General features: G+C 72.2%; 17 protein-coding genes. 5 read left to right on the forward strand and 12 right to left on the reverse strand.

The window, feature by feature from the left end:
* Positions 1-22: 22 nt before the first annotated feature.
* The 3 genes from ACXR2U_RS09145 to ACXR2U_RS09155 are packed head-to-tail and all read right to left on the reverse strand — an operon-like array spanning position 23 to position 3265.
* Positions 23-1279: a DUF445 domain-containing protein gene (locus tag ACXR2U_RS09145; protein WP_458824661.1), complete on the reverse strand. Its 1257-nt coding sequence runs from the start codon at positions 1277-1279 to the stop codon at positions 23-25.
* 7 nt (positions 1280-1286) lie between these two features.
* Positions 1287-2180 (reverse strand): ATP-grasp domain-containing protein, encoded by an 894-nt coding sequence (locus ACXR2U_RS09150; RefSeq protein WP_458824662.1) that lies wholly within the window; start codon positions 2178-2180, stop codon positions 1287-1289.
* A gap of 8 nt (positions 2181-2188) precedes the next feature.
* On the reverse strand, positions 2189-3265 hold the full coding sequence (locus ACXR2U_RS09155; protein WP_458824663.1) for a heme o synthase: 1077 nt from the start codon (positions 3263-3265) through the stop codon (positions 2189-2191).
* Between the two features lie 288 nt (positions 3266-3553).
* Here ACXR2U_RS09155 and tkt point away from each other — a divergent pair, with 288 nt between their 5' ends.
* The 5 genes from tkt (at position 3554) to pgl (ending at position 10253) form a co-directional block, all read left to right on the forward strand.
* Positions 3554-5650, forward strand: a complete 2097-nt coding sequence (gene tkt, locus ACXR2U_RS09160) for a transketolase (protein WP_458824709.1) — start codon at positions 3554-3556, stop codon at positions 5648-5650.
* Positions 5651-5682: 32 nt separating this feature from the next.
* Positions 5683-6801, forward strand: coding sequence for a transaldolase (gene tal, locus ACXR2U_RS09165; protein WP_458824664.1), 1119 nt, complete (start codon positions 5683-5685; stop codon positions 6799-6801).
* A 145-nt stretch (positions 6802-6946) separates the two neighbouring features.
* Positions 6947-8488 (forward strand): glucose-6-phosphate dehydrogenase, encoded by a 1542-nt coding sequence (gene zwf / locus ACXR2U_RS09170; RefSeq protein ID WP_458824710.1) that lies wholly within the window; start codon positions 6947-6949, stop codon positions 8486-8488.
* 2 nt (positions 8489-8490) lie between these two features.
* Positions 8491-9477 (forward strand): glucose-6-phosphate dehydrogenase assembly protein OpcA, encoded by a 987-nt coding sequence (locus ACXR2U_RS09175; RefSeq protein ID WP_458824665.1) that lies wholly within the window; start codon positions 8491-8493, stop codon positions 9475-9477.
* Positions 9474-10253 carry a 6-phosphogluconolactonase gene (gene pgl / locus ACXR2U_RS09180; RefSeq protein WP_458824666.1) on the forward strand — a complete coding sequence of 260 codons (780 nt, stop codon included), beginning with the start codon at positions 9474-9476 and terminating at the stop codon, positions 10251-10253. Before ACXR2U_RS09175 ends, pgl begins: the two co-directional genes overlap by 4 nt.
* 73 nt (positions 10254-10326) lie before the next feature.
* Here pgl and ACXR2U_RS09185 read toward each other — a convergent pair whose 3' ends face one another.
* The 9 genes from ACXR2U_RS09185 to rapZ all read right to left on the reverse strand — a co-directional run bounded on the left by ACXR2U_RS09185 (position 10327) and on the right by rapZ (position 17773).
* Positions 10327-10887, reverse strand: a complete 561-nt coding sequence (locus tag ACXR2U_RS09185) for an acyltransferase (protein WP_458824667.1) — start codon at positions 10885-10887, stop codon at positions 10327-10329.
* Positions 10884-11225: an RNA polymerase-binding protein RbpA gene (locus ACXR2U_RS09190; RefSeq protein WP_458824668.1), complete on the reverse strand. Its 342-nt coding sequence runs from the start codon at positions 11223-11225 to the stop codon at positions 10884-10886. The genes ACXR2U_RS09185 and ACXR2U_RS09190 overlap by 4 nt, the downstream gene beginning before the upstream one ends.
* 43 nt (positions 11226-11268) lie before the next feature.
* Positions 11269-11502: a preprotein translocase subunit SecG gene (gene secG, locus ACXR2U_RS09195; protein ID WP_458824669.1), complete on the reverse strand. Its 234-nt coding sequence runs from the start codon at positions 11500-11502 to the stop codon at positions 11269-11271.
* Positions 11503-11634: 132 nt separating this feature from the next.
* Entirely contained in the window at positions 11635-12429 is a 795-nt protein-coding gene (tpiA, locus tag ACXR2U_RS09200) for a triose-phosphate isomerase (RefSeq protein WP_458824670.1), read from the reverse strand.
* The gene (locus tag ACXR2U_RS09205; RefSeq protein WP_458824671.1) at positions 12426-13661 is read right to left on the reverse strand and encodes a phosphoglycerate kinase; all 1236 of its coding nucleotides are present in this window, start codon (positions 13659-13661) and stop codon (positions 12426-12428) included. Before ACXR2U_RS09205 ends, tpiA begins: the two co-directional genes overlap by 4 nt.
* Positions 13658-14674: a type I glyceraldehyde-3-phosphate dehydrogenase gene (gap, locus tag ACXR2U_RS09210; RefSeq protein ID WP_458824672.1), complete on the reverse strand. Its 1017-nt coding sequence runs from the start codon at positions 14672-14674 to the stop codon at positions 13658-13660. The genes ACXR2U_RS09205 and gap overlap by 4 nt, the downstream gene beginning before the upstream one ends.
* A 129-nt stretch (positions 14675-14803) precedes the next feature.
* Entirely contained in the window at positions 14804-15781 is a 978-nt protein-coding gene (gene whiA, locus ACXR2U_RS09215) for a DNA-binding protein WhiA (RefSeq protein ID WP_458824673.1), read from the reverse strand.
* An 82-nt stretch (positions 15782-15863) separates the two neighbouring features.
* Positions 15864-16868, reverse strand: a complete 1005-nt coding sequence (locus ACXR2U_RS09220) for a gluconeogenesis factor YvcK family protein (RefSeq protein WP_458824674.1) — start codon at positions 16866-16868, stop codon at positions 15864-15866.
* Positions 16865-17773, reverse strand: a complete 909-nt coding sequence (gene rapZ, locus ACXR2U_RS09225) for an RNase adapter RapZ (protein ID WP_458824675.1) — start codon at positions 17771-17773, stop codon at positions 16865-16867. Before rapZ ends, ACXR2U_RS09220 begins: the two co-directional genes overlap by 4 nt.
* Between the last annotated feature and the right edge of the window lie 72 nt (positions 17774-17845).

A 17845-nucleotide genomic window follows, 5' to 3' on the forward strand; every position in this document is an offset into this window, starting at 1 on the left:
GCACCGGTCACCGCACGTCGGTTCAGAGCAGTTGACCGACGGCGTGGATGGCCAGGCCGACGAGCGCGCCGACCACGGTGCCGTTGATCCGGATGAACTGCAGGTCGCGCCCGACCTGCAGCTCCAACCGTCGGCCGGTCTCCTGGGCGTCCCAGCGCGCGACGGTCGAGGAGATCAGCGACCCGGCCTCGGCGCCGTACCGGGTGACGACGTGGGCGACGCCACGCTGCACCAGGGCCTCGACCCGGGCCTGCAGCGCGGGGTCGTCGCGCAGGGCGCGACCGGCCGACACCACGAGCGACGTCGCGGACCGGCGGAGCTCGGAGTCGGGGTCGGCGGCGCTGCCGAGGACCGCGACCTTGACGTGGTCCCAGAGGGTCTCCAGCCAGGCACGGACGGCCGGGTGGTCGAGCAGCTGGTTCTTGGCCGCGTCGAGCTTCGCGATGGTGACGGGGTCTTCGCGCAGCCGGACGGCGTACTCGCGGAGGTAGGCGTCGAACCGCTTCCGCAGCTGGTGGTCGTCGCCGTCGACGACGTCACGCACGAAGGTCTGCAACCCGCGGAACAACCGGTCGAACACCCGGTCGTCGACCCACGACGGCACCCACTCCGGCGACTCCTGCGCCAGCCGCTCGCGGAACACCGTGCGGTTCTCGTCGAGGAAGTGCGACAACCCGCGCAGCGCACCGGTGAGTGCGACCTGGTGCTGGCCGCTCTCGACGACGGCATCGAGCACCCGTGAAGCCACGGGGGCGACGTCGAGTGCGCGCAGGCGCTCCTCGACCACCTTGGCCAGCGCCGGGGCGATGTCGTCGTCGCGGAGCACGCGCGAGACCCCCTGCAGGGTCACCGCGGCCTCGTCGACCAGGCGCCGGGCGTGCCCCGGGTCGGCGAGGAACTCCCCCGCGCGCCGCGACAGGTGCAACGAACCCAACCGCTCGCCGACGATGTCGGCGGTGAGGAAGTTCTCCTGCACGAAGCCCGCGAGGGACTCGCCGATCTGGTCCTTCTTGCGCGGGATGATCGCGGTGTGCGGGATCGGGATCCCCAGCGGGTGGCGGAACAGGGCGGTGACGGCGAACCAGTCGGCGAGGCCACCGACCATCGCGGCCTCGGCCGTGGTCTCGAGGTAGCCCCAGAACGCGGGATCGCCGTCGTCACCACCGAACACGCGGGCGACCACGAACAGCGCGGCGGCGACCAGCAGCAGGGCGCCGGCGATGACCTTCATCCGCCGCAGCGCCGCGAGGCGGGCCGGGTCGGGGACCGGGAGCGTCACGGCCGGCCTACAGCAGGGCCGCGACGGCCGCGACCAACCGGCCAGCGGCGGCCGCCGGGTCGGGGGCGTAGCCCAGGAACAGCGACGGTTCGACCAGCTCGGCCTCGACCACGACCGGGCCGTCCACAGCCGGCAGGAGGTCGACACGGGCGTAGACCGGCGTGACGCCGAAGCGTGCGGTGACGTAGTCGAGCACCTGCCGGGCGACGGCCTGCTCGGCCTCGGTCGGGGTGACCGCCGACATCGACTCGACGAGGAACAGCCCGTGGTCGTCGGACTGCGCCGGGGCGACCAGGTCCCGGACCGTGCCGGAGGGCAGCAACGCCGCCTTGCGGGCCGCGTGGGACACGACACCGCCCAGGCACACGACGGCCGTCTCACCGGTGGTGTCGACATCGGCCACGTAGGGCTGCACCAGCGCGGTGCGGCCGGCGGCGTGCAGGGCTCCGAGGTGTTCACGGGCCTCGTCGAGCCCGCTGGGCAGGGCGAAGCGTCCGGCGCCGCGCGACCCGGCGCCGACCGAGGGCTTGACGACGTATTCGCCGACGAGGCCCTCGGGCAGCGGCTCACCCGGTGGGACGAACGTGGTGGGGACCGTCGGCACGTCGGCCGCGGCGAGGTCGCGCAGGTAGACCTTGTCCGAACTCCAGGACAGGACCGGGAACGGGTTCAGGACGAGCGGCAGGCCACCGGCCCAGGCGAGGAACTCCTCGCGACGCGGGGTGTAGTCCCACGTGGCCCGCACGACGGTGACGTCGAAGGCCTCCCAGTCGACGGCCGGGTCGTCCCAGAGCTCCCAGGACGCGTCGTGACCGGCGGCGCGGAAGGCCTCCAGCAGGTGACCGGCGTCCTCGTCACCCGCCGGGAAGGCGGAGCAGGACGCGAGCGCGACACGGGCCACGGGGCGGCTCAGCGGACGAGGACGTCGACGGCCAGGGCCACGAAGACGAATGCCAGGTAGGTGTTCGACAGGTGGAACAGCCGCATGGGCGCCGCTACCGACGCACCGGACAACGATCCGTCGGGGGCGGTGTCACGCTTGACGCCGGCGAGCACGCGGTGCGCGGCCACGACCAGGAGCAGGCCGGCGGCACCGGCGAGCACGCCGTAGAGCCACGAGACCGATGACGACAGCGGCCACACCGCGACGCTCGCCGCGACGGTCAGCCAGGTGTAGCCGACGATCTGACGCGCGACCGTGACCGGACCGGCGACCACCGGGAGCATCGGCACCCCGGCGCGGGCGTAGTCCTCGCGGTAGCGCATGGCGAGCGACCAGAAGTGCGGGGGCGTCCAGAAGAAGATGACCGCGAACAACGCGACCGATGCCCAGGACAACGATCCGGTGACAGCCGCCCAGCCGATGAGCACGGGCATGCACCCGGCGGCGCCGCCCCACACGATGTTCTGGGAGGTCCGCCGCTTGAGCAGCATCGTGTAGACGATGGCGTAGAAGGCGATCGCCGCGGCGGTGAGCACGGCCGCGAGCCAGGTCGTCAGGACGGCCATGGTCGTCACGGCGACCACGCCCAGCACCCAGCCGAACACCAGCGCCGCACGGGGGCTGACCACGGCGCCGCCCGGACCGCCGTTGACCAGCGGCCGGTGACCGGTGCGGCGCATGAGGGCGTCGATGTCGCGGTCGATGTAGCAGTTGAAGGCGTTCGCGCTGCCGGCGGCGAGCGTGCCGCCGACCAGCGTCGCGACCAGCACGACCCAGCCGGGCCAGCCGTCGGCGGCGAGGACCATGGTCGGGACGGTCGTGACGAGCAGCAGCTCGATGATGCGGGGCTTGGTGAGCGCGACGTAGGCCCGCACGGTCGCCCACACGTTGCTGCCGGCGGGCGTCGTCTCACGCGGGGGGCGGACCAGGTCGACCGCGGTCGAGACCGGCGCGGCAGCCACCTGGCCGGGGGTCGGGCGCGGTGTCGCCGGGAGGTCTCCACCGGCCTCCGGCAGCAGCGGAGCCACCGGCGTCTGCGTCACGAGTCCGAGGGTAACCGTCGGCTCCTGCGGCCCGATCGCGACCCGCGCACCCGTTGTTCACCGACGGGGTGGACGCTCCCGGGGGTTGCCGGGCATACCGGTGAAGAGAGCCGGGTTGTCGTGGATAGGCTGAACTCGGGCTTGCGAGTGTGCCGAGAGCGCGCCTCGCAACAACTGGAGACGTACGTCATAGCGCCGCGAAGGGGATCTTCAACCGTGACCGATACCGCCAACGAGACCGACACCACCGCCGCCGAAGCCGAGTACGGCTCGCCGAAGGACGCTCCGATCGTCCAGAACCACCCGGACTGGTGGACCGATCTCGACACCAAGGCGGTGGACACGGCCCGGTTGCTCGCGGCCGACGCCGTGGAGAAGGCCGGCAGCGGCCACCCCGGGACGGCGATGAGCCTCGCGCCGCTCGCCTACCTGCTCTACCAGCGCGTCATGAAGGGCGACCCGGCCGACCCGCAGTGGCCGGGCCGCGACCGCTTCATCATGAGCAACGGCCACTCCGTGCTGACCCAGTACACCGAACTGTTCCTCGCGGGCTACGGCCTCGAGGTCGACGACCTCAAGGCGCTGCGCACGTGGGGCTCGCTCACCCCGGGCCACCCGGAGTACAGCCACACCGCGGGCGTCGAGATCACCACCGGCCCGTTGGGCCAGGGCGTGGCGAACGGCGTCGGCATGGCCATGGCCGCCCGCCGTGAGCGCGGCCTGTTCGACCCCGACGCCGAGCCCGGCACCTCGCCGTTCGACCACTTCGTCTACGTCATCGCCGGTGACGGTTGCATGCAGGAGGGTGTCGCCTCCGAGGCGAGCTCGCTCGCGGCGACCCAGCACCTCGGCAACCTCATCCTGTTCTGGGACGACAACCGCATCTCGATCGAGGACGACGTCACGATCGCGTTCACCGAGGACGTCGCCGCCCGCTACGAGGCCTACGGCTGGCACGTGCAGTACGTCGAGTCCGGTGAGGACGTCGCGGCCCTCGAGGCGGCGATCGAGGCGGCCAAGGCCGTCACCGACAAGCCGAGCTTCATCGCGGTCCGCACGATCATCGGCTGGCCCGCCCCCACCCTGCAGGGCACCGGCAAGGCGCACGGAGCCGCGCTCGGTGACGCCGAGATCGCCGCCACGAAGGAGATCCTGGGCTTCGACCCGGCCAAGACCTTCGAGGTCGACCCCGAGGTCCTCGCGCACACCCGCAAGGCGATCGACCGCGGCCGCGAGGCCAAGGCCGAGTGGCAGCAGGGCTACGACGCCTGGGCGGGCAAGAACCGGGCGGGCAAGGCGCTCCACGACCGCCTCTCGACCCGCACGCTGGCCGACGGCTGGACCGACGCCCTGCCGACCTTCCCGACCGAGAAGGACGGCAAGCCCGCCACCCTCTCCACCCGCAAGGCCAGCGAAGCCGTCCTCACCGCCCTCGCCGACCCGCTGCCGGAACTGTGGGGCGGTTCGGCCGACCTCGCGGAGTCGAACAACACCACGATGAAGGGGCAGCCGAGCTTCCTGCCCTCGGACCGGCAGTCGAAGATGTTCCCCGGCGGCCCCTACGGCCGGACCCTGCACTTCGGCATCCGTGAGCACGCCATGGGCGCGATCATGAACGGCATCAGCGTGCACGGCGGCACCCGCGTGTACGGCGGCACGTTCCTCGTGTTCAGCGACTACATGCGCCCGCCGGTCCGGCTCGCGGCGATGATGCACCAGCCGACGATCTACGTCTGGACCCACGACTCCATCGGCCTGGGCGGCGACGGCCCGACCCACCAGCCGATCGAGCAGATCGCGGCGCTCCGCGCGATCCCGGGCCTGAACGTGGCCCGCCCGGCCGACGCGAACGAGACCGCCGCGGTGTGGCGTCGCGCCCTGGAGATCACCGACGCCCCGACCGCCCTGGCGTTGTCGCGGCAGAATCTGCCGGTGCTCGACCCGACCGCGGCCGCCGAGGCCGGCAAGGGCGCCTACGTCCTCGCCGACGCCTCCGAGGGCCTGCCGCAGGTCATCATCATCGCGACCGGTTCCGAGGTGGCGCTCGCACTCTCCGCCCGTGAGCGCCTCGAGGCCGAGGGCACGGCGACCCGCGTCGTCTCCATGCCGTGCCAGGAGTGGTTCAAGGCCCAGCCGCAGAGCTACCAGCAGCAGGTGCTGCCGCCGGCGGTCCGGGCGCGCGTGAGCGTCGAGGCCGCGATCGCCATGGGCTGGCGCGACTGGGTCGGCGACTCCGGCGAGAGCGTGTCGATCGAGCACTTCGGCGCGAGCGCCGACGGTGAGGTCCTCATGGAGCAGTTCGGCTTCACCACCGACGCCGTGGTCGCCGCCGCCCACACCTCCCTGCAGCGGGCGACCGAGGTCAGCGCGCCGGTCACCTCCTGACACCCACGCCAGCAACGAGAGAAGGAATCCACATGTCCCACGACGGTATGGACCCGCTCGCCCACCTGGTCGAGCACGGCACCTCGCCTTGGCTCGACGACATCAGCCGCGAGCGACTGCGCTCGGGCAACCTGCAGGAGCTCATCGACACCAAGCACGTGCTCGGTGTGACGAGCAACCCGTCGATCTTCCAGAAGGCGATGGAGAAGGGCGACGCCTACGACGACCAGATCCGGGCGCTCGCTCGCCGCGGGGTCTCGGTCGAGGAGGCCGTGCGCCTGCTGACCGCCTACGACATCCGCTGGGCCGCCGACGTCCTGCGGCCGGTCTACGACGCGACCGACGGCCAGGACGGCCGGGTCTCGCTCGAGGTCGACCCCCGCATCGCCCACGACACCGGCAAGACCACCGCCGAGGCCGAGGCCCTGTGGTGGCTCGTCGACCGTCCCAACACCATGATCAAGATCCCCGCCACCGAGGAGGGGATCGACGCGATCGAGACCACGATCGGGCAGGGCATCAGCGTCAACGTCACGCTGATCTTCGCGATCGACCGCTACGAGCGCGTCATGGGCGCCTACCTCAACGGTCTGGAACTGGCCAAGGAACGCGGCATCGACCTGTCGACGATCCGCTCGGTCGGCTCGTTCTTCGTGTCGCGGGTCGACACCGAGGTCGACAACCGCCTCGAGAAGATCGGGACCGACGAGGCGCTCGCGCTCAAGAGCAAGGCCGCGATCGCCAACGCCCGACTCGCCTACGAGGCGTACGAGAAGACGTTCTCGGGTGAGCGTTGGGAGGCCCTCGCGGCCGCCGGCGCCCACGTCCAGCGCCCGCTGTGGGCCTCGACCTCGGTCAAGGACCCGTCGCTGCCCGACACGCTGTACGTCAGCGAGCTGGTCGCGCCGAACACCGTCAACACCATGCCCGAGGCCACGCTGAACGCCTTCGCCGACCACGGCGAGGTCGGCGGCGACACCGCGGCGCAGGGGTACGACGAGGCCCGCGAGGTCTTCAGCAAGCTCGACGCCCTCGGCATCCCGATGTCGGACGTCGTGCAGGTCCTCGAGAGCGAGGGTGTGCAGAAGTTCGAGGACTCGTGGGCGCAACTGCTCGAAGGCGTGCAGAAGCAGCTCGAGGCGCAGGTCTGACCGACCCGTCCCCCGCCGACGCATCGAAGAAGGAACCCTGGTGAGCGAAACTGACACCCCCGTCGAGGACGTCGAACAACCTCGTCCCGACACGACGTCGGCGTCGCCGCCGTCGACCGGGCCCGCCAACGCGGGCCCGGTCGCCATGGGGGCCATGACCGAGGCCGCGCAGGCCAACCCGCTGCGTGACCCGTCCGACCGCCGCCTGCCGCGGGTTCCCGAGCCGTGTGCGCTCGTGGTCTTCGGCGTCACCGGCGACCTGTCGCGCAAGAAGCTGCTGCCGGCGATCTACGACCTCGCCAACCGCGGCTTGCTGCCGACCGACTTCGTCCTGCTCGGGTTCGCCCGACGTGACTGGGGAGACGGCGACTTCGAGACCCTGGCCCGCAAGGCGGCCCAGGCCGGTGCTCGCACCGCGTGGAACGAGGAGGTGTGGGCCCGGCTCTCGGGCAACATCAAGTTCGTCCCCGGCTCCTTCGACGACGACGCCGCGTTCGACGAGTTGTCGCAGACCCTCACCGATCTCGAGGACTCGCACGGCATCAAGGGCAACGCCGCGTTCTACCTGTCGATCCCGCCCGCGCTGTTCCCGACCGTGCTCGGTCAGATGCACCGCACCGGCATGGCCGACAACCAGCAGGCGGGTGGCTGGCGGCGGGTCGTGGTCGAGAAGCCGTTCGGGCACGACCTGGCCAGCGCGCTGGAGCTGAACAACCTGGTCGACTCGGTGTTCACGCCGGGCGACGTCTACCGGATCGACCACTACCTGGGCAAGGAGACCGTCCAGAACATCATGGCGCTCCGGTTCGCCAACCAGTTGTTCGAGCCGGTCTGGAACGCCAACTACGTCGACTCCGTGCAGATCACCATGGCCGAGGACATCGGCACCGGTGGCCGGGCGGCGTTCTACGACGCCACCGGCGCCGCGCGTGACGTCCTGCAGAACCACCTCCTGCAACTGCTCGCGCTCGTCGCGATGGAGGAGCCGGTCGAGTTCGCCGCCGAGGAGATCCGCACCGAGAAGATCAAGGTGTTGCGGGCGATCACGCTGCCCGAGGACCTCGCGGCCTACGCCATCCGCGGGCAGTACGACCAGGGCTGGCTCGCCGGCGAGCGGGTGAAGGCCTACCGGGCCGAGGACGGCGTGCCGCCGGAGTCCAACACCGAGACCTACGCCGCGGTGAAGCTCAACATCGAGACCCGCCGCTGGGCGGGTGTGCCGTGGTACCTGCGCACGGGCAAGCGACTCCCGCGCCGCGTCACCGAGATCGGCGTGCTGTTCAAGAAGGCGCCGCACCTGCCGTTCAACCGCACCGACACCAAGGAACTGGGCCACAACTCGCTGGTCATCCGCGTGCAGCCCGACGAGGGCGTCACGTTGAAGTTCGGGTCCAAGGTGCCCGGCTCGGCGATGGAGGTCCGCGACGTCGCGATGGACTTCCTCTACGGCGAGGCGTTCACCGAGGCCTCGCCCGAGGCCTACGAACGGCTCATCCTCGACGTCCTGCTCGGCGACGCCACGCTGTTCCCGCGCAACGACGAGGTCGAGGCCAGCTGGCGGGTCATCGACCCGCTGGAGGAGTTCTGGGAGGGCTCGGCCCCGCACCTGTACCGCGCCGGCGAGTGGGGACCCCACGCCGCCGACGAGATGCTCGCCCGTGACGGCCGACAGTGGAGGCGTCCGTAACCATGACCACCCTCTGGGACACCACCGGTACCGCGGTGGTCAAGGCGCTCGCCGCCGAACGCCGCACCGGCGGCGCGGTGACGAGTGGGCTCGCGCTCACGCTCGTCATCGTCGTCGACGAGAAGGACGTGCAGGAGGCGGAGACCGCGGCGACGCTCGCGGCCTCCAAGCACCCGATGCGCGCGCTCATGGTCATCCGACGCCAGATCGACGCGCCGGTGCCGCGGCTCGACGCCGAGGTCGTCCTCGGCGGGCGGCTCGGCCCGGGTGAAGCCGTCGTCATGCGGATGTACGGCCGCTTGGCCCTGCACGCCGAGTCGGTCACGTTGCCGCTGCTCGCCCCGGACGCCCCGGTCGTGACCTGGTGGCACGGTGCGCCGCCGGACCGCATCTCCTACGACCCGCTGGGCGTGTTCGCGGACCGTCGGATCACCGAGGTCGGGCTCGCGTCGGACCGGGTCGCGGCTCTGCGTCAGCGCGCCGCGGACTTCGCCCCGGGCGACACCGACCTCGCGTGGACCCGCGTCACCGCGTGGCGGGCCACCCTGGCGTCGGCGTTCGACGGCACGACGTCGCCCGCCACCTGGGCCACCGTCGACGGCGACGAAGGCGACCCGTCGGCCCTGCTGCTCGCGGGCTGGCTGTCCTCGCGCCTCGGGTTCTACGTGCCGGTGCGGCGCACCAGCGGTGGCATGGCCATCCGTGAGGTGACGATCGGCATGGAGGACGACACCACCCTGCAGGCCGTCCGCGACGGCAGCCGGATGGTGCTGCGCCGCGGCGGTCAGCCGGACTCGATCTCGCCGTTCCCCGAGCGCTCGCTCGGTGAGCTGCTGGCCGAGGAACTGCGCCGCCTGGACTCCGACCGCGTCTACTCCGAGTCGCTCGGCGCCGTGACCGGCACCAGCGGTCTGCCGGAGCGGCCCAACAAGCGGGTGCACATCTGGAACGACCCGGCGCTGGCGCCCGAGACCCCCGCCGCCTCGTGAGCGCGCCGGAACCGGTTCTCGAGGTCTCGGAGACGCCGGACGCCCTGGCCGCTTCCGTCTCCGACCGGCTCGTGGCGCTCGTCGTCGCGGCCCAGCAGGCCCGGGGTTCGGCGTCGCTGGTGGTCACGGGCGGCCGGGTCATGAAGCAGGTGCTGACCTCGCTGGCGTCGGCCGACTCGAGCGCGACCGGCATCGACTGGTCGGCGGTCGACGTGTGGTGGGGCGACGAGCGCTGGGTCGAGTCGGGGTCGTCCGACCGCAACGACCTGGAGTTCCAGCCCGTCGCCGACGCCGCTCCCTTCGACCCGGCCCGGATCCACCGGATGCCGGCCGTCGGGGACTTCGCGACCGTGGAGGACGCCGCGGACGCCTACGCCGAGGCTCTCGCGGCGTCGGCCCGCGACCGTGGCGACGACGGCCCGGTGCCGGCGTTCGACGTCGCCCTGCTCGGGGTCGGCGAGGACGGCCACTGCGCGTCGCTGTTCCCCGGCAACCCCGGGACCTCGGTGTCCGACCGTGCGGTGATCGCGGTCCACGACTCCCCCAAACCGCCGCCGGTCCGGTTGTCGCTGACGTTCCCCACCCTCGACGCCGCCGCCGAGATCTGGTTCGTCACCGCGGGTGACGGCAAGGCCGACGCCGTGGCCGCCGCCCTCACCGGCGGTTCGCGCCCGACCGAGGTGCCGTCGTCGGCACCGCGGGGGCGGGTCGCCACCCGGTGGCTGGTCGACGCGGCCGCCGCGGCGCAGCTGCCCGCCGACTTCCCCGGCCGCTGACCGGTCGCTCCCCCGCGACCGGCCGGTGGGCCTGTCGCCAGGCTGGCCCGACCGCGGGGCGGGTGGTCCGGACCTACTGGAACGGCAGGTGCCGCCCGGTCCGGTAGCCCAGCGAGCTGCGCCGGGGGCCGATCGGACGCGCGGGGACGCCGCCGACGATCGTCATGGGCTCGACGTCGCGGGTGACCACCGCGCCGGCCGCGACGACCGCACCGCGTCCGATGGTGACGCCGGGCAGGATCGTGGCCCGGGACCCGATGCTGACGTGGTCCTCGAGCACGACCGGACCGCCGGCCGGGGCGAAGGTGTCGCTGTGGGGGTCGTGCTGGAGCGTGAAGACGTGCACGTGGCCGCCGATGTTGACGTCCTCACCGATGCGCAGGCCCCGGCGGCCGTCGAGGAAGGCGTCGTTGCCGACGATCGACCGGGCACCGACGTGGATGCCCTCGGGAGCGAAGAACACCAGGCGCCAGGCGACGACCGCTTCGGGCGCCAACGTCATCCCCAGCGCGCGGTAGACCGCCAGGCGGAACGCGTGGACGGGGACCCGGCCGGCGCAGAAGCCGAGGAACAGCAGGAAGCCGCGGCGTTGCTGCAGGAGCCGGTGCCGGAGACCCCGGCCCGCGCCGGTCACTCGCCTCTGCGGGCCCGCACCTTCGCGAGGGCCTCCTCGAGGATGGCCGCGCCGTCCTCGTCGGTGCGGCGCTCCTTCACGTACGCGAGGTGGGTCTTGTACGGCTCGTTGCGCAGGGCCTTCGGCGGGGCGTCGGACTTGCGGCCCGCCGGGTAGCCGCAGCGTGGGCAGTCCCAGGTCTCGGGGAGGTCGGCGTCAGCGGCGAACGCCGGCTGCACCTCGTGTCCGTTCGCGCAGAAGAACGACACCCGCTGCCGCGGGGCCGATTCGCCTCGCTCGTTCTCGCCCATCGGTCCGGCGCCGACTCGGCTGCCGCGGATGGCGTTGCCACCGGCCATGCTTGGTGTTCCCCTCGGGTCGATCTCTCGTTCGGGTGGCGGGTCAGCCGGACTTGTACAGCAGGCCGAGCCCGATGATGCAGACCGCCCACACGACGCCGGAGATGATCGTCAGGCGGTCGAGGTTGCGCTCGACCACGGACGACCCCGACAGGCTCGAGTAGAACGAGCCACCGAGCATCGACGACAGACCGCCACCCTTGCCCTTGTGGAGCAGGACGAGCACGACCAGCATCACGCTGAAGATGATGAGCACGATGGACAAGGCGAGGATCACGTACGTCAGTCCTTGAGGTCGGAGGTGGCGCGGTTGCTGGCAGGCAGTCGGTCCACAGGATAACGGTTCGGTCGCGGATCGTCCTCATCCGCCGCCCGCCGGCTCGTTCCGGACCGCTCGACCGGCCGTGGATCAGCGCAGCGCGGCCCGGCAGATCGCGGCGAACGCCTCGGCGTCGAGCGAGGCGCCCCCGATGAGGCCGCCGTCGACGTCGCGCTGGTCGGTGAGCGCCGCCGCGTTCCCCGCGTTCATCGAGCCGCCGTAGACGATGCGGACGGCTGCGGCGGCGGCCGGCGAGTACAGCTCGGCGAGCTGGGCCCGCAGCGCCGAGCACACCTCCTGGGCGTCCTCGGGCGTGGCGGTCCGGCCGGTGCCGATGGCCCACACCGGCTCGTAGGCGATCACCAGGCCGGGAGCCGAGACGACCTGCTCCTCGGTGATGTCGACCAGGCCGAGGGCGAGCTGGGTGCTGCAGTGCGCGACCTGCTCGCCAGTCTCGCGGATCTCCAGCGGTTCACCGACGCAGAGGATCGGCACGATGCCGTTGGTGATCGCCGCCCGCGCCTTGGCGTTGACGATGTCGTCGGTCTCGCCGTGGATCGCGCGCCGTTCCGAGTGCCCGACCGTCACGTACGTGCAGCCGAGCTTGGCCAGCATCGGCCCGCTGACGTCGCCGGTGTAGGCCCCCGACGCGTGCGGCGACAGGTCCTGCGCCCCGTACCGCAGGGCGAGCTTGTCGCCGTCGACGAGGGTCTGCACGCTGCGCAGGTCCGTGAACGGCGGCAGCACCGCGACGTCGACCCCGGCGTAGACACCGGGATCGACGCTGTGGGCGACCTTCTGGGCGTGGGCGATGGCCTCGAGGTGGTTGAGGTTCATCTTCCAGTTGCCGGCCACGAGCGGCCGGCGGGCGCCCGGCGTGCTCACGGCTGCTCGAGCACGGTGACGCCCGGCAGCGGCTTGCCCTCGAGGTACTCCAGGGACGCACCCCCGCCGGTCGAGATGTGCCCGAACGACGACTCGTCGAGGCCGAGCGCGCGGACGGCGGCCGCGCTGTCGCCACCACCGACGACCGAGAGGCCCGGTGAGGCGGCGACCGCCTCGGCCACCGCCTTCGTGCCGGCCGCGAACGGCGCCAGCTCGAAGACCCCCATCGGTCCGTTCCAGAACACGGTGCGGGCGTCGGCCAGGGCGCCGGCGAACGCCGCCGCGGACTCCGGGCCGATGTCGAGGCCCTTCCACCCGGCGGGGATGGCGTTGGCGGCGACGACCTGGGTGTTCGCCTCGGCGGAGAAGTCGTCGGCGACGACGATGTCGGTCGGCAGCACGATCCGGCTGCCGGCCTCGGCCAGCAGCCGCCGGCAGGTGTCGACCATGTCGGCCTCGAGCAGCGAGTCACCGACCCCGTGGCCCTGGGCCGCGAGGAAGGTGAAGCACATCCCGCCGCCCACCAGCAGCCGGTCGACCTTGGGCAGCAGCGACTCGATGACGGCGAGCTTGTCCGACACCTTCGACCCGCCGAGCACGACCGCGTACGGCCGGTCGGGCTCGCCGGTCAGCCGCTGCAGGACGGCCAGCTCGTCCCGCACCAGACCGCCCGCGTAGTGCGGGAGCAGGGTCGCGACGTCGTAGACCGAGGCGTGCTTGCGGTGGACGGCGCCGAACGCGTCGTCGACGTAGGCGCCACCGGGTTCCGGGGACTCGCCGTCGGTGTCGTCCGGGCCGCCGACGAGCGCCGCGTACGACCGGGCGAGCGCGAGCCGGGCGGCGTCGTCCTTGCTGGTCTCCCCCGCCTCGAAGCGGACGTTCTCCAGCAGCAGGACGTCGCCGTCGTCGATGGCGTCGGCGAGCAGCCGGGCGCTCTCGCCGACGGTGTCCAGGGCGAACTCGACCGGCTTGCCCAGCAGCTGGGCCAGACGATCGGCGACCGGGCGCAGGGAGTACTTCGGGTCCGGCTCGCCCTTCGGCCGGCCCAGGTGCGCCGCGACGATCACCCGCGCGCCGGCGTCGGCCAGCGCGGTGATGGTCGGCAGCGACGCCCGGATCCGACCGTCGTCGGTGATGACCCCGTCTTTGAGCGGGACGTTGAGGTCGGACCGGACGAAGACCCGCCGCCCCTCCACCCCGTGGGCGAGCAGGTCCTCGAGCGACCCCGTCACGACGAGAAGGGCTGGCCGACCAGCTGCACGAGGTCGACGAGGCGGTTGGAGTAACCCCACTCGTTGTCGTACCAGCCGACGACCTTCACCTGGTCGCCGATGAGCTTGGTGAGCCCGCTGTCGTAGATGCAGGACGACGGGTCGGTGACGATGTCGCTGCTCACGATCGGGTCGGACGTGTACTTGAGGTAGCCCTTGAGCGGGCCGTCGGCGGCCGCGCGGTACGCGGCGTTGATCTCGTCGACCGAGCCGGGCGCGGTGCCGAGGTTGACGGTCAGGTCGGTGGCCGAGCCCGTGGGCACGGGCACGCGGAGGGCGTAGCCGTCGAGCTTGCCCTTGAGCTGCGGCAGGACCAGGCCGATGGCCTTCGCGGCGCCGGTCGAGGTCGGGACGATGTTGAGAGCCGCGGCGCGGGCGCGACGCAGGTCCTTGTGCGGGCCGTCCTGCAGGTTCTGGTCCTGCGTGTACGCGTGGATGGTCGTCATGAGGCCCTGGGTGATGCCACCGAAGGCGTCGTCGAGGACCTTGGCCAGCGGCGCCAGGCAGTTCGTGGTGCACGACGCGTTCGACACGATGTTGTGGTTGCCGGGGTCGTACTGGCGCTCGTTGACGCCCATGACGATGGTGATGTCCTCGTTCGACGCCGGCGCCGAGATGACGACCTTCTTGGCGCCGCCGTCGAGGTGGGCCTCGGCCTTCTGCGCGTCGGTGAAGAAGCCGGTCGACTCGACCACGACGTCGACGCCGAGGTCGCCCCAGGGCAGACCCGCGGGGTCACGCTCGGCCAGCACCTTCACGGGCTTGCCGTCGACGTTGATCGCGTCGCCGTCGACCTCGACCTCACCGGGGTAGCGGCCGAGGATCGAGTCGTACTTCAGCAGGGTGGCGAGGGTCTTGGTGTCGGTGAGGTCGTTGACGGCGACGATCTCGAAGTCGGAACCGGCTGCCTGGACGGCGCGGTAGAAGTTGCGGCCGATGCGGCCGAAGCCGTTGATGCCCACACGGATGGTCACTGAGGAAACTCCCGGGTCTGGAGAACGGTCAGGCGTCTGCAGGTGGTGCTCGACACAGAACCCTACTGGCCCGCGGGGCCCCGGTTTCCCACCCCTCGCACTACCCGTCGGTAGCGGTCGCGTCCGCCCTCAGGCGAGCATGTCGGGGGTCACCGCGGACTCGGTGTCGGGGATGCCGAGCTCCTGGGCCCGCTTGTCGGCGAGGGCCAGCAGACGACGGATGCGTCCGGCCACGGCGTCCTTGGTCATCGGCGGATCGGACAGCGCACCGAGTTCCTCCAGCGAGGCCTGCTTGTGCTCGACCCGCAGCCGGCCGGCCTCGAGCAGGTGCCCGGGGGCGTCGTCGGCGAGGATCTCCATCGCCCGCTCGACCCGCGCGCCGGCCGCGACCGCGGCGCGCGCCGAGCGGCGCAGGTTGGCGTCGTCGAAGTTGGCGAGGCGGTTGGCGGTGGCCCGGACCTCGCGGCGCATCCGCCGTTCCTCCCAGGCCATGAAGCTCTCCTGGGCACCGATGCGGGTGAGCAGCGCGCCGATGGTGTCGCCGTCACGGACGACGACCCGGTCGGCACCGCGGACCTCACGGGCCTTGGCCGTCACGCCGATGCGGCGCCCGACGCCGACCAACGCGAGCGCGGCCTCGCTCGACGGGCAGGTGATCTCCAGCGAGCCGGCCCGCCCGGGCTCGGTGAGCGAGCCGTGGGCGAGGAACGCCGCGCGCCACGCGGCGTCGGCGTCGGCCTGGTTGCCGGAGACGACGAACTGCGGCAGACCGCGCACCGGACGTCCGCGCAGGTCGATGAGGCCCGCCTGCCGGGCGAGCCCCTCGCCGTCGCGGGTGACGCGCACGATGTAGCGGTTGGCCTTGCGCAGGCCGCCCGCCGTGACGATCGAGATGTCGGAGGCGTGCCCGTACACCTCGGCGATGTCCTTCTTCAGCCGCCGCGCGACCGACCCGGTGTCGAGCTCCGCCTCGATGACGATGTGGCCCGCGACGAGGTGCAGGGCACCCGCGAAACGCAGCATCGTCGCCACCTCGGCCTTGCGCGCCGACGGCCGGCTCACCTCGACGCGGGACAGCTCGTCCTTGACGGCGGACGTCATCGCCACGAGTGGATCCTCCTGTGTGGGCGAGCGGGCTGGCAGGCGGGCGCAGGTCGGCGTCCGGGCGGTGCGGTGCCCGGTCGTCGGCTCACGGTGCGAGCACCCGACCGTAGGCCACGGCGAGCTTCCGTGGGTCGTGGCGGTCGGAGTGGTCGGCGTCGCGGACGTCGGCCAGGACGACCTCCGCACCGAGCGCGGCGGCGGCGTCCTGCACGTCGGCGAGCTGAGCGGGGTCGAGCGTCGACGGGTCGGCGAGGACGGCGTCGACCATGAGGCCGCCGACCCACCGGCTCTGCCCCCGCAGCACCTGCAGGTGTTCGGCGGGGCTGAAACCCGAGGTCTCGTCGGTCTGCGCCACGAGGTTGAGCACGACGACCTTGCGGGCGCGGGTCGTGACCAGTGCGGCCGCGAGTTCGTGCACGAGCAGGTGCGGGATGACGCTGGTGAACCACGACCCCGGCCCGAGCACCACCAGGTCGGCCTCGCGGACGGCGTCGACGGCGGGGGCGCACGCGGGCGCACCCACCGGGAACAGCTCGATCGCGGCGAGCCGCCCGCCGGCGTCGGCGATCGCCGACTGGCCCTGGATGCGATCGACCCGCACCGCGCCGTCGTCGACGTCGTGCTCGATGTCGGCGACCAGGTCCAGCGGCTTCGGGCTCATCGGCAGGACCCGCCCGGTGGCCCCGACGAGCCGCGCCGCCACCGCGAGGGCCTCAACCGGGTCGGGGTGCAGTTCCAGCAGCCCGGCCAGGACCATGTTGCCGACCGAGTGCCCGGACAACGACCCGCGACCGCCGATCCGGTGCTGCAGCAGCGGCGGCCACCCGGTCTCGGCGTCGGCGCCTCCGGCCAGGGCGACCAGGGCCATGCGCAGGTCACCCGGTGGCAACAGCGCCGGGAGTTCCTTGCGGATCCGACCGGAACTGCCGCCGTCGTCGGCGACGGTCACCACGGCCGTCACGTCGGGGGTCAGCTGTTTGAGCGCTGCCAACGAGGCGGACAGGCCGTGGCCACCGCCGAGCGCGACGACCTTGGGTGGACGACCCGTGGTTGCAGGGTGCAACGGTGCGTCCTCACGCGGTTCCGTCATTCGCGGCCCACGTCACGGTGGACGACCGTGGCCCGGACGCCCTGGGTGTCGAGGCGTTGCGCGAGTTCGCGGGCGATGACGACCGAACGGTGCTTGCCGCCGGTGCACCCGACGGCGAGGGTCATGTACCGCTTGCCCTCCCGGGCGTAGCCGGCACCGATGATCTGCAGGACCTCGCCGTAGAGGTCGAGGAAGTGCTCCACGCCGTCCTGGCTCATGACGTAGTCGCGGACCTCGTCGGTCTCGCCGGTGAGCGGCCGCAGGTCGGGGATCCAGTGCGGGTTGGGCAGGAACCGGACGTCGACGACGAGGTCGGCGTCGACCGGCAGCCCGTACTTGTAGCCGAACGACAACACCGTGGCGTGCGGGGGTTCCACTCCGCCGGACAGCGGGAACGACCCCTCGATGACCCGGCGCAGCTGGTGCACCGACAGCCCGGTGGTGTCGACCACCAGCTCGGCGTCCTCGCGCAACCCGGCCAGGACCTGCCGCTCGCGGGCGATGCCGTCGACGAGTCGGCCCTCCGGCCCCTGCAGCGGGTGTTCGCGGCGGTTGGACTCGAACCGGCGCACCAGGACGTCGTCGGCCGCCTCGAGGAACAGCACCCGCGGCTTGAGGCCGCGGTGGTCGAGGTCGCGGATGACGGCGCGCAGGTCGGCGCTGAAGGGCCGGCTGCGGACGTCCATGACCACGGCGATGCGGCTGATCGCGCCCTGGCTGCGGCTGCCGAGGTCGACCATGGTGGCGAGCAGCTCGGGCGGCAGGTTGTCGACGACGTAGTAGCCCAGGTCCTCGAGGCACTTGGCCGCGGTGCTGCGGCCGGCACCCGACAGGCCCGTGACCACGACGGTCTCGAGCACGGTCGGCGTCGGATCGGCGTCGTCGGCCCGGGGGGTCTCGGTCATCGCCGGCCCCGTCGTCGCTCCGAGGTCGCTCCTCCGTCGAGGGTGCGCTCCTCCGTCGCCGGCGCTCGGTCG

Source organism: Jatrophihabitans sp. YIM 134969 (assembly GCF_054456675.1).